This window comes from Sporolactobacillus pectinivorans (assembly GCF_002802965.1).
GTDB classification, from domain to species: Bacteria; Bacillota; Bacilli; order Bacillales; family Sporolactobacillaceae; genus Sporolactobacillus; species Sporolactobacillus pectinivorans.
In genome coordinates, this window is record NZ_NXGA01000001.1 from 2,809,174 (window position 1) to 2,822,519 (window position 13,346).

10 protein-coding genes are annotated in these 13,346 nt (G+C 42.1%); 4 read left to right on the top strand and 6 right to left on the bottom strand.

What is annotated here, in order from left to right:
* Window positions 1-20 precede the first annotated feature (20 nt).
* Complete coding sequence (locus tag COP04_RS13625) at window positions 21-623, top strand: CobW family GTP-binding protein (protein ID WP_204988046.1); 603 nt, start codon at window positions 21-23, stop codon at window positions 621-623.
* A 289-nt stretch (window positions 624-912) separates the two neighbouring features.
* Entirely contained in the window at window positions 913-2,343 is a 1,431-nt protein-coding gene (locus COP04_RS13630) for a transposase (protein WP_100488125.1), read from the top strand.
* A 426-nt stretch (window positions 2,344-2,769) separates the two neighbouring features.
* Here the strand turns inward: COP04_RS13630 and COP04_RS13635 are convergent, their stop codons facing one another.
* Window positions 2,770-4,215 (bottom strand): MFS transporter, encoded by a 1,446-nt coding sequence (locus COP04_RS13635; RefSeq protein WP_100488517.1) that lies wholly within the window; start codon window positions 4,213-4,215, stop codon window positions 2,770-2,772.
* A 143-nt stretch (window positions 4,216-4,358) separates the two neighbouring features.
* On the opposite strand from COP04_RS13635, the gene COP04_RS13640 reads away from it, so the two are divergent.
* Window positions 4,359-5,240: an AraC family transcriptional regulator gene (locus COP04_RS13640; RefSeq protein ID WP_100488518.1), complete on the top strand. Its 882-nt coding sequence runs from the start codon at window positions 4,359-4,361 to the stop codon at window positions 5,238-5,240.
* Between the two features lie 415 nt (window positions 5,241-5,655).
* On the opposite strand, the gene aspA is transcribed toward COP04_RS13640, so the two are convergent.
* The 4 genes from aspA to COP04_RS13660 form a co-directional block, all read right to left on the bottom strand.
* Window positions 5,656-7,089, bottom strand: coding sequence for an aspartate ammonia-lyase (aspA, locus tag COP04_RS13645; protein ID WP_100488519.1), 1,434 nt, complete (start codon window positions 7,087-7,089; stop codon window positions 5,656-5,658).
* A gap of 115 nt (window positions 7,090-7,204) precedes the next feature.
* Window positions 7,205-7,975: a LamB/YcsF family protein gene (locus COP04_RS13650; protein ID WP_100488520.1), complete on the bottom strand. Its 771-nt coding sequence runs from the start codon at window positions 7,973-7,975 to the stop codon at window positions 7,205-7,207.
* A 58-nt stretch (window positions 7,976-8,033) separates the two neighbouring features.
* Window positions 8,034-9,437, bottom strand: a complete 1,404-nt coding sequence (locus tag COP04_RS13655; RefSeq protein WP_100488521.1) for an MFS transporter — start codon at window positions 9,435-9,437, stop codon at window positions 8,034-8,036.
* 97 nt (window positions 9,438-9,534) lie between these two features.
* Entirely contained in the window at window positions 9,535-10,605 is a 1,071-nt protein-coding gene (locus tag COP04_RS13660; protein ID WP_100488522.1) for a zinc-binding dehydrogenase, read from the bottom strand.
* A gap of 298 nt (window positions 10,606-10,903) precedes the next feature.
* Here COP04_RS13660 and COP04_RS13665 point away from each other — a divergent pair, with 298 nt between their 5' ends.
* Complete coding sequence (locus COP04_RS13665; RefSeq protein WP_100488523.1) at window positions 10,904-11,821, top strand: LysR family transcriptional regulator; 918 nt, start codon at window positions 10,904-10,906, stop codon at window positions 11,819-11,821.
* A gap of 112 nt (window positions 11,822-11,933) precedes the next feature.
* Here COP04_RS13665 and COP04_RS13670 read toward each other — a convergent pair whose 3' ends face one another.
* The gene (locus tag COP04_RS13670) at window positions 11,934-13,130 is read right to left on the bottom strand and encodes an MFS transporter (RefSeq protein ID WP_100488524.1); all 1,197 of its coding nucleotides are present in this window, start codon (window positions 13,128-13,130) and stop codon (window positions 11,934-11,936) included.
* Between the last annotated feature and the right edge of the window lie 216 nt (window positions 13,131-13,346).

Consider the following 13,346-nt stretch of genomic DNA (forward strand, 5'->3'; position numbering starts at 1 on the left):
TCTGAGCGCTGACTGCCTATTTGCTGAGTGTCGTCCGAGCACTCCAACCGCAAGCCCGCGTGATTGCCACATCATACGGCCGCATCGTCCCTGAAGCATTGATCAACACCCATTTATTCAATGAGCGGCAGACCATTATAGACTCCGACGATACGGAAGATCTCAGCACTTTCCGGCAAAACGAAGCAGACCGGGCCGGTATCCGCTCGTTTGTCTATCGCAGACGTCATCCGTTCCATCCGCTTCGACTTGATAACTGGCTCGATCTGTGGCCAAAGGAAATTATCCGCTGCAAAGGAGTGATGTGGCTAGCTACACAGCCGTTGACTGTATTTAAAATATCTCAATCTGGCCGAGCCATGGATATTGCCCCCGTCGGTTACTGGATCGCGACACTGAAGCACGATGAGATTCAAAAAATGCTTCGAATTCGCAAAGGACTGAGCGACATCTGGGATCCGCGTTTTGGTGATCGAATGATTGAATTGGTTTTTATTGGGAAAAACATGGACCGTGAGAAAATCATCAACGAGCTCGATCATTGCCTGTACCAGGACGGCGAAGTTGTCGATTTTCAGCAAGATCCCTTCCGTCTTTCCCCGGTAGTAACGGCAACGCAGTAAAAGGCACGTCAATATCTGGACATTGATCGACAGTTCAGGTGGAAGAACACACTGAAAAGCAAAGCAGACAAAATAAAAATAATCCGCGTCCCAAGCCTGCTGCCTGAAGCGGATTACTTTTTTGTGCTCTTCTATACTATAGAGAGTGAAAAGTTCTGTGTAAATAAACAAAAGGATAACCCCTAAATGGGATTTTATGGTATCCTCTCTTTACCACAAGCGAGGAGAAAAATCACCTAGGGTTATCGTGTTTCTAGTTTACCCTGTCTCAGTGTGATTGACTAGGGCCATGTTAAAATATATTGATTCCGTACTTCTGTTGTTCCGTTCCCGTTTCCATAGATTCGCTGCGTTTCAATGGTTTGTTGTGATTATCACCGGTCTGATGATTCGTTCCGACTGTCTCGGTGTCACCTCTGTGATTCGTGACTTAGCGCTTCATCCGAAGGGGTATGAATCCATGATTCATTTTTTCCGTTCCTCCGCCTGGTCTCTGGATGAGCTGCGTCACCAGTGGTTGCGTGTTGTTCTCAAGGTTGCACCGCTCAGACGGGAGGGTGAAGCGGTCATTCTTGTTGGGGACGGCGTTAAACAGGCGAAAGAAGCACGCTTCATGCCCGGTGTGAAGAAACTGTATCAGGAATCCGAGGATGTGTCCAAGTCTGCCTTCATCTTTGGGCATCTCTGGGGATCCGTTGGCCTTCTCATTGGAGACGCCGGAAAAACGTTTTGTCTGCCACTCTCTCTTCGTCTTCATGATGGTATTCAGACGATTCACCAGTGGGAAAATGACGGTGAAGCACAGGGCTCCCATGTCGTGCAGATGATTGATCAAGGATTTTCAGCCGCTCGAGTGTTGGGGCGCGCGTTGTTTTTACTCGATCGCTATTTCTTGTCCGTGCCTGCCCTCCGTCGTTTGAATCAGCGGAATCAGGAAGAGCGCACGCGATTGGATCTGGTCACCAAAGCCAAAACTTCCTGTGTGGCTTATGAACATCCCGTTCAAACTGGAGGCCGGGGACGTCCACGAAAGAAAGGAACCCGTCTCAAAGTGAACACGTTGTTTGACACGCAAGCGAATCAATTCCAGGCCACCCGCCTGTCGCTGTACGACAAAGAAGAGAGGATATCCTATCTCTGTCGGGATCTGCTTTGGGGTCAGGGACTGTATCAAGACCTGCGCTTTGTGCTCGTGGTCATGGGTGGACGACGATCCATTCTGGTCAGTACGGATCCATCCCTGGAACCGGAGACCATCATCCGACTATACGCACGTCGCTTCACCACGGAAACGACTTTTCGCGCGCTGAAACAGTCACTCGGTGCTTTTACCTATCATTTTTGGAGTCGGTCAATGCCCAAATTGAACCGTTATCGCAAATCGGATGAAGCCGAACCGTTGGATCAAGTGACCGAAGAAAACGTGCAAAAACGAATTTGTCAAACCGTCAAAGCCATCGAAGGTTTTATGATGTGCAGTTGCATCGCAATGGGCCTACTTCAAATGATTGCGTTGCGCAAGGAAAACAAACGACAAAACAAAGCTTTTCGTTTTTTACGGACACCGTCCAAGAGAGCAGCCTCAGAGGCAACGATTATGGCCTATTTACGTCAGACGATTTTTCAACGGTTTGCACAAAATCAGCATTTAACCATAACGCAAATAATTCAAGAAAAGCAGGAAACACCTGAGGTACATGACGAGTTACTGATTTCTTAGTGGTTTAAAACTTTTGACTGTCCAGTATACTGTTGTCGAGGACAATTAATGGATACGTTTATTGTCATTTTCAGCCATGATAAACAGAATATCCATCCCATCACGATTAACGTTATCGCTACAGTTTGATCATTATGAAAAAGACTGTTGAGTTTATCCTCTAGCGTTATCACATAAATACCGGCCACGATGATTTTGGCGTCCTTTCGATAGTCAAGCCTCCCTTTTTTTCAAAGCCCTTTTCACGATGAGGCGTCCTGTGGTTCATCTTCTCCGGATGAATTATCTGAACGTTTTTATCTGTACTGCATGCGCTTTTCATCAAGGGATCGGCTTATAATCGTTTAATGAACCCAGAAGAAGAGCTTCAACGCACCGTTGCAGGTTTGTGATCATTCAATATGAAAACAGCCTTGCAGATAACTCTTATTTATCCATTTCCTCCGATTGTATTGTTTTGCTTTTCACGTAAAAAAGTCTGAATGCAGTCAATGCAGCCCCGAGACAACAAATAGTGACCAGTATGAGGTAAACACTTTTCATGCCATAAACGAATACGTCATCCCTTCCTTTGACGTAATCAGAAACATGGCTGTTTAACTTCCAACTCATAAAACGGTAGAGCAGCGTTGTTGAAAGCGTTATTCCTACAATTTGTCCGAGATTCCGCACCAGTGAGCTAACGCTGCCCACGATCCCGAGTTTATTCTTAGGGCAAGTGGACATAATCAAAGAATTATTCGCCGGTTGAAACAGCGATTGCCCCACAGCCATGATGGAAACAAAAATCGCGCAGGACATAATGGAGGAATGCTCGTAAAGCCTCGACATGAGGAAAAAACCTAAACCCATAATCAGCAGACCTGCCAGAGAAATCACTTCAGACCCGACCTTATCGGAAATAGTGCCGCACACCGGGGAAAGGAATGCTAGAATCAGCGGAGACAGTATCAAAAACAAGCCTGCCTGAGCCGGTGTCAGTTTCAGGGTATCCTGGAGGTAAAATGGAAGCAGGATAATGGATGCGGCAATACAGACGAATGAAGTGAGTGCGCAGATAAGGTATAATAAAAATTGTGTGTTTTTAAATATCTTTAGTTCAAGGAGGGGTTGCCCGTGCTTCTTTTCCATCCCGATAAACAATGCGATTAAAATAAGCGCTAAAAGGATTGCCGTCAGGATATACGGATTCGCAAAACCTGTTTTTTGTGCCTCAATCAGCGCCCCAAACAATAAAAGCGTTCCTCCAAACTGGAGCACTGCACCTATTTTGTCCATTTTTCCACCACTTGATTCACTTTTGGGCAGGTACTTAAGCCCGAGCAGAAAAACAATTATACCCATTGGCACATTAATCCAAAAGATGAAATTCCAACTCAGTGCCGATAGGATAAAACCACCAGTCGAAGGTCCAATCATGTTTCCAAGCGCAACTGCTGCAATCAAAATGCCCAGTGCCTTGCCCCGACCTTCCCTTGGAAATAATTCTGTTATAATTCCTTGATTGTTTGCCATATAGGCGGAAGCCCCGATCCCTTGGACAAAACGGGAAACAACGAGGGGAGTGAAGGAATGGCAGAGTCCGCACAGTAAGGAAGCTATGGTGAACAAAACCGTCCCGCATTGAAATACTTTTGATTTCCCGATGATATCCCCAAGCCGTCCAAAAAATAGGAGTGTAGCGCATATGATAATGGAATAGCTTGCAACCACCCATTCAACGGAGGATAGCGGAACGCCCATTTTGCTAGACATCACAGGCAACGCCACATTCACAATACTGGAATCCAGCGTGGCCATAAAAGTCATGGCGACAACGACAAACAGAGTTATTCCCTTTTTGTTGCCGCGATTTGAAACTGCTTCTTGCATGCTCAGTCAACTTCTTTCAATTATGTATAGTATTATTTTGCTGTTTAGATGCCCCCTTACTTATTCTAGAATAGCTTTATAAATTGATAGATAAAAGAACTGTGTTGCTGACTTTTTGCACGATATTGATATGAGGTGAACAAATGAGAGATTCAAATACGTATTTATACAGAGCAATGCCGAACACCAATTTCTGCGTCGATGTTTTCTTAAAAAATGACATAAAGCGTGGTGAGAACTACAAAAGACACTGGCATGAACAATTGCAACTCTATTATTTTGTTGAAGGCAAGGCGATTCTTGAATGCGGCCACAATCGCTTCGAAGTGTCATGCGGTAACGTTGCCGTAGTCAACAGCAACGAATTGCACTATCTGGAAAGCCTTTCCGACGACCTTGAATTTTATGTCATTCGTATTGATCCCACCTTCCTTTTCAGCAATCAAGTCGACCTATTACAGACGAAATATTTTGCTCCGCTGGCTCAGAACCATATTGCCTTTCAAAACCTGATTGAAAACGATGCGCAGATAGTGGATTATGTCACAAAAACGATTCAGGAATATTTTACAAAAGAAACCGGCTACGAACTTGCCATAAAGGGATCCATTTACCAGTTGATTGTACTGTTGATGCGCAGGTATGTTGGTAAAATTTTGACAAAAAATGAGTTTGAGGAGAGAGCCCGTACGCTGAAACGTTACGAAGATGTTTTTCAGGCCATCGAAAACAATTACGTCGAAAAAATCAGTTTAAAGGAACTGGCAGACAGCGTGAATATAAGTACTTACCATTTCTGCAGGACATTTAAACAAATGACCGGAAAAACGACAACTGAATACATTAATGGGGTGCGGCTTGAAAAAGCAGTCTGCTTTCTGGAGCAGACAAATCTGAATATCACCGAAATTGCACAGAAATGCGGCTTTGACAGTGTGAATTATTTCAGTCGCCTCTTCAGAAAGCACTATAACACGTCCGCAACCAAATTCAGGAGAACTCATACTGGACAGTTTTCCACATAAATCGTCTTAGTTTTGTTTATAATCTTTAAACTGACTCCTAACTTGTATAATTAAAAAATGCATTTTTAGAATTCACTCTACTATCAAAAAAACTTTCCACATGCAGAAACTCTTCACACATTCTGGGGAAAATAACGGAAGCCCCTTCTTTATGTATCAAATTGGATAATATTCTCCATATAATCCAATCACAAAGATCTTCCTATTATAGACCGCCGTTTCATCATAATAATTCAATGATACAGGAAAAGGGCAGCATTTTTCAATTTGCGTGAAAATGGTGCCCTTTTATCTTCCATACATCTTTATGATTCACTGACTGCCAATGATTTTACTATTTGCCGCCAATTATATTTTCGTACCATAGAATTTCATATTTTATAGAAGCGTTCCGTAACGTAACCCGGTTGTTGCCTCATTTATGCTTCGAAGTATCATAACCCAACTGCTTTTCACCTGAAATGCCTGGATTTGTCATTTCATACGGGTCGAGAATGATGTCTAATTGCTCTCTTGTCAATACATGATGTTCCAGACAAAGCTGGCGGATTGACTTCTCTGATAAAAGCGCTTCACGTGCCAGTTTTGAGGATATTTCATAACCCAGGTAGGGACTAATTGCGGTGATAATTCCAATACTCTTTTCAACATATGATTTCATTGTATCCTCATAAGGCTCAATTCCAACCAAACAGTATTTTGTAAAAGATTGAAAGACATTGTTCATCATATTGATTGATTGCAGTAAGTTAAAAACTAACACAGGTTCCATGACATTTAATTCGAGTTGTCCAGCTGCCGAAGCTAAAGAAATCGACAGATCATTCCCGCTCACCTGAAACGCAACCTGATTAATGACTTCCGCCATTACAGGATTCACTTTCCCAGGCATAATGGATGATCCAGGTTGCCGGGAAGGAAGTTTGATTTCGTGAAAACCTGAACGCGGACCGGAAGCCATTAATCGCAGGTCATTTGCAATTTTCGACATATTGATCATACATATTTTCAAGACAGAAGAAACTTCAGTGTATGCATCAGTATTTTGTGTGGCATCCACTGAATGGCCAGCGTGACGGATGTCAAGCTGGCTGATTTCTCTCAAATGTTTGACCACTGACTCTGTGTAATGCGGATCAGCGTTTAATCCGGTACCGACTGCTGTGGAACCAATGTTTACATAAAACAAAGGATGGCTGGATTCTTTAATCCTTTGCATGTCCCTTTCAATGACATGACTATAAGCAGCAAATTCTTGACCTAACCGAATCGGGACAGCATCCTGAAGATGCGTTCTCCCCATTTTGATAACACGATTGAAATCACGAGCCTTTTTCTTGAACTCATCCAGCATTATACCCATAGTATAAAGCAGATTTCCTAAGAGCCTGATGACTGCCAAATGAGTGGAAGTAGGGAATGAATCATTTGTGGACTGCGCCATGTTCACATGACTGTTCGGACTTACGATTTCATAATTTCCTTTTTCTTCATCCATAATTTCAAGCGCACGATTGGCAATCACTTCATTGACATTCATATTAATTGAAGTTCCCGCGCCGCCTTGGATCGGATCCACGATGAATTGGTCTTTCAATTTCCCTTCAATGATTTCCGTGGCTGCCTGAACAATCGGTTGCCCTATGATAGGATTCAGATGACCCATATTCATATTGGCTAGCGCTGCAGACTTCTTAACCATAGCAAATGCCTGAATCAAAACTTCGCTGATTCTATATCCTGTGATCGGAAAATTTTCAACAGCTCTCAATGTCTGTATGCCGTAATAAGCATCAATAGGAACTTGCTTCGAGCCAAGAAAATCATGTTCAATCCGAAATTTGGGCATTGTTTGTGCCACCTTTTAAAGTGATATTCGGTATTGGTTCCCGCATTTATACTGTCTTCACTTGGATCACCAGAGTCTAAGTGAAAAGCTCCGCCTTTCCATTAACACTTATGAATTAATTAATCCAATCTCCCAATCTACGAATTTCAATTTCTGCGCTCATCAAAGCATTTTTAATTTGTTTAGCGAGTTGTAGAGAACCTGGTGTATCCCCATGAAGCAATAATGAGTGACCGTTGACTTCAATCTCCTTGCCTGTGATCGATGTTACTTTTCCTTCATTAACCATTCGAATCACTCTTTCAACGACGGTATCCGGATCGCGAATGACTGCGTGTGGATTGCTTCTTGCGACCAAGGTCCCATCATCGTTATAAGTACGGTCAGCAAATATGGTGTAAGCAACTCTCAGGCCCTTTTTCTTCGCTGCTTCAGCTAATTCACCTGGCATGGTAACGACGATCAGAGATGGGTCAAACATGGCAATACCCTCTGCAATAGCCTTCGCATATCTCTGATCCACAACAGAAAAATTTCCTAATTTTCCATGAGGAGTAACATGCTGTAATTCTCCACCATATGCCTTGACAAAAGCATGAAGAGCACCGATCTGATAAAGAATATCTGTCGTGACTTCCCATGAAGACAAATCCATTGCTCTTCTTCCAAAACCAACTAGATCGGGAAAGCCAGGATGTGCACCGACACCAACATTATTTTCAATAGATTTTTCAACAGCACTCGCCATTGTACGAGGATCCCCTGCGTGAAAACCGCAGGCAATATTGGCCGAACTGACTAGCGCCAACAAACTTGAGTCGTCCGCTATACTGTAAGACCCAAAACCTTCTCCAAGGTCTGAGATGATATCAAGATATTTTTTCAAGCCATTGCCTCCAATAAAACTTTATTAGGAATAACTACCGGATCGTTTGTTTCCCCTATCATATTTTAGTAGCCATCTCAGCTGTTTCCCCTTCCTCAGAATAAGCTTCATAACTGATTTCCTCAATTGATTTCTGTTTTGTTTCAATCCCAATTGAAGCAATAACGACAGCGACCAAAATCATTAGAATACCGATAGCAAGAAAAACCTGCATTTCTCCATAGTCTGTTAAAATCCATGCGACACCGTACGGAGTAAAAATGGCTACAGCACGACCAATTGCTGTACAAAATCCGGTGCCTCTAAGTCGAATCTCTGTCGGCCAGAGCTCTGGAACGTATACTGCAGAAGCAAAGCAAACGTAGATATATAGGAAAGAAATCAGGAAAAATCCGAATATGACAATAGATATCGGCGATGTCTGCACGGAGTAACAATAGCCGAGGAGCGCGATCATGCATAGGAGAATAACACCTAACCATTTACGGGGGAATTTATCAATGATTCTTGTGGCAACAAATACTCCTAGAGGCGCCCCAAACAAAATAAGTGTCGTCATAAGCAACGAACTGGTGATGGTTATCCCCTGTTTAATAAAAAGTGTGGGAATCCAGGTCGTTATCGTATACAGTGATATATTCATACCGATTAAAACACTGATCCCTAAAATAGTGCGTTTTAATAACGGTTTTTTAAACAGCATCGAAAATGCGATTTTTTGTTTTTCCTGACCCTGATACTGATCTACTGCCGGAGGTAATTGAACGCCCTTATCGCTTTCAATTTCTTTTTCAACGACTGACAAAATCTGATCAGCTTTATTTGAGTATCCGCGTGATGCATACCAGCGAGGCGATTCTGGCATATTTCGTCTCGCAAGCCACACAAGAAGAGCGGCGATTCCAGCAATGACAAACATCGCGCGCCAGCCAATATCCGGTCCAAGTGCTGGCATAACAAAATATCCAATCAGTGTGGCTACCGGTGGTGCACAATTGCCTACAAGAGAAAGTGTTGCAATCCATTTACCACGGGCTTTTGACGGTAAAAATTCCGTAAATGTTGAAAAACCGACAACAATCTCCGCCCCAAGTCCTATACCAATGACTCCGCGAAGGAAAATAAGAATCATCATACTGGTAGAGAGTGCCGCCAGAATAGAAGCAACACCAAATAATAACAAGTTGAATTGATAAGCTACTTTTCTTCCAAAGCGATCACCAACGAATCCGGCTAATATAGAGCCAATAAAGAGACCAGCCAATGTGGCTGAAGAGAAAGCCGCATTATAGTAGTTGTTCGACCAGCCTGTTTTTACAAGCTGTGCCAATACAATTCCGCTGATATAATTATCGAATCCATCAATCAGTAATCCCATCCCAATCAACCAAAAAAGCCGACGATGCCATTTTGAAATGGGTAAACGATCAAGACGCGCTCCAATTTCATTAATTTTAGTCACTAAGACGACCCCCTTATATTTGAATTTATCAACATATTTTGGATCCAATATCAATATTGATTGAATAAGTAGTCATTATCGTTGTAATTCGAAATAATCAGTCATCATAATGCAGGATGACTTTAATTGCGTCTCTACTTTTCATGAGTTTAAATCCTTTTTCCCATTCAGAAAGAGGAAGTCTGTGAGTGATTAGAGACTTCGCGTCAATCATCCCTCTCTCCAATAAGCGTAGAGAATGTTTTAAAGAGACCGTGTTATAAGCCATGTGTCCGGTCAGTGTAATAGCTTTCATCGATAGATCATTGATTGAAAAGTTCAATGGAAGATAACTCATACCGACGCGGACAATCTGGCCGGTACTCCGCACAATTTGAAGAGCTTGTTCCAGAACCTGTGGAGATCCTGCACAGTCAAAGACAATCGGGATATTGTATTCGCCGACAATTTCCTTTACACGATCAGCGACATTTTCCTCGTCATAGGCAATGCAATGGGTTGCGCCAAGCTTTTCTGCGACCTTAAAACGCACATGTCTATTTCTGCTTGAAGCAACAAGAATGATTTCAGCTGCCCCCATTAATTTAGCCATTTCAAGACAAAGTAACCCAATGGGGCCTGCTCCGAAGATGACCACATGATCACCAGGTAATAGGTTTGATCTCTGGGCCACTGACATATATGCATTGCCAATCGGATCCAGCATCGCTGCTTCTTCGAATGAGACATTATCCGGAATTTGAAAAAGACAATTTTTATAGACTTGCATCACCTGACCGGGAATTTTCACATACTTTGTAAACCCCCCGTCCATTCCGACACTTAAACCAAGAGATCTTTTATGGGGACAAAGCAAATAGTTGCCAACAGAACATGCGTAACACTTACCGCAAACATATCCGGTGTTTTCAGAGACAACCCGATCACCGACTTTCCAATCAATGACATTCTTGCCCGCCTTCACAACCACACCGGAAAACTCATGACCGGCAATTCTTTTTCCCGTGGTTGCCCCGTTATCAATATCATAGTGTTTGAGATCAGCCCCACAAATTCCGGCAGCCTTTACTTCAATTAAGAGATCATCATCACTAATCTCAGGTTCAGGTAAATTTTCCTCAAAATGAAAGCCTCCAATTTCCGTACCATATCTGCATAACCCCTTCATACAACCACTCCTTCATTAGATTCCCAACATTTCTGATTTATCTTTTTTTATTGAATTATTAATAACTTAATTGTCATTTTACCTCACACAAACATATAAATAAAACGGAAATATTTTGTTATAAATATCGATTATTTGAATTATTTTAAAATAAGTGGTTAAATATAGTTGTCCATCTAAAATTTTTTAATTATTTTTGTAAGATAATATGACATACATCTATTTGCTTTTTTGTTCTATTTAATTTTAATGCATATTTTGGATTTTTTGAAAATGCTGAATATAAGGAGGATTTGAAATGAATACGATTGAAATCGAAGCTTTTCTCGCAGTCGTTAACTATGGAAGCTTAACTGAGGCAGCAAGCTCATTGTTTCTATCGCAATCTACATTAAGCCATCGAATCACTCAATTAGAAAAAGACGTGGGTATGCCCCTCATTAATCGTGGGCGTGGCCTGAGAAGCTTGACTTTGACCCCAAATGGGAGTGAATTTCTGACCATTGCAAGAGAGTGGATGGATCTGATACATAAGACAAAAGAGATTCAAACAAATAAAAGAGAATTAAAGCTCTCAATAGGAGCTATTGACAGTGCTCAATCCTATATTCTCGCACCCATTTATAAAATATTGAATCACCTCAAACAGAAAATAGACATTCGTATTTTAACATTGCAGTCTTCGGAACTCTATTCGCTTTTAAATTATGGGGATATAGACATAGCTATTGGGCATTTTGAACAGCCAACACCCAGTATGGTCATTAAAAAGTTCTCAAGTGAAAAAATGGTCGTCATAAGCAAGGGCATTCTGCCAACCTATAATGGACTACTTATTGATCAGGAGTTGGACACAGGGGACCAGCTCTATTATGGATTTAATATCTCGTTCCGATCATGGTACGATCGCTGGATCGGGGACAGAGAATATCCGACAATCCATGTTGATACCGCCAATCTTCTTCATACTTTTATGGACGATGAAAAAAAGTGGGCGATAGTGCCGCTGTCAATGGCCAATTGTATGGAGGAAACGGATCATGTGAGTATGTATCGGTTAAAAAACCCGCCTCCTGATCGTATTTGCTATCAAATTCGTAAAAAATATCCCAGAGAAAATGCCGTCGAAAGTCTCAATATCTTTGATTCTTGTATTGAATTAATTAGAGATCAGAAAGCACCAAAGAGCTTTCATCTCTATCGTGATGAAAATTAAACAAATCATTTTACAACAGGAACGACAAATATTTTTATTGATCAACAAGCATCACGATAAATTTTTTCATTCATACCTCAAGATCGTGGACTGATCGCTAATATTCGCGCATTTAATGCTTTACTTTTTGTGACCATGGTGACATTTTGCCAGGGACACTGGGTGAAGATGAACTTTTAGTCCGTTTATCAAACATGGACCACCCACCATAAATAAATAGTGCAGCGTTTGACCAGAAAACCGGCAGGACGCCCAGTGCGCCACCCATCGGACCAGAAATGATCGGAACAACAATCTGGGCAAACTTATTCACTGTGAGTCTTATTCCCAAAACTTCGCCCGTTCTTTCTTTCGGGGAGCTATGGTATGCCATTGCCATGGACAGCGGCTGGCAACACCCAAGTCCAAGACCCATACTGAAGGAAAGCACGATCAAAAGATAAAAACTTTTAAATAAAGGAATAAGCAGAAAACCAATAGCGGACAGCAGAAAACATATTCCCAGAACATGATCTTCACTATATCTCGCCATCAATTTGGGGACAAATAACCGGACAATAAAGTATGCGGCCGTATTCGTGCTAAGAATAATCCCAATCAGTGATGCGGAAAGGTGGATACTCCGGCCATATACAGGAAAATAGAACTCAAACATGAATACCCCGGTTAAAATGATGCCGCTTGTAATAAATGTTTTTCTCAGCGATCGCGAACCGAACAGATCGAGAAACTTCTTTTTCACTTGTACATTCACCTTTGCTGGTTTCGGCAGTTTGATCACATTAATTAAAAAGACAATTCCCGGAATAAGGGCAAGTGCCGACAACAGTACGTAGGTCATTCCATACTGAAAGCGATCGATCGAAAAACCAGTAACGAGTGACCCCAGCAGTTCGCCGATCGATGTGCCTTGAGATAAAGTAGAGAAATTTTTTGAGTAACTTTTTGCATCACTCAATGTCCCGATCAAATTTTGGATGGTAACGATTGTAAATATCTGCGACAAGCCAAACAAAGACTGTGAAACGAGTAAAATGTAAAGCTGGTTTTGAACTAAGTAGGGCAAAAAAAGTGCTGTGGCACTGCCGATCATCCCAAATACAAGGGGAATTCGAAACCCTATCCGATCAGACATTCTACCTGAGTATATGGCTAGAATCATCGGAAACAGAGCACTGAGCGCAACAATCAGCCCTAAAAATCCCGGGTTTGCTTTTAAGTGGACGGCATATAGTGTTGTCAGGACGATATTTCCCTGATAACTTGTCTGAAACAACAGAGCAAGTACAACAACGGTATAAACTTTCATCTATTTTTCTCCTCGTTTCAAAAATGTTCCCCATCGGGCCTATAAAGAAAACTTGGCAAAATCAAGCCTCTGGCGAGGCTGAGTCTTAGTTGTGACGGCCATGGATGTCCTAATGCCGAACACGCCACAGGACGTGGCGTTCTATGTTCGGTCGCTTATAATCCGCTAAAATTTTGTACTTTCTTATAGTATAAAAAATTGCCAAACGCCTAATCA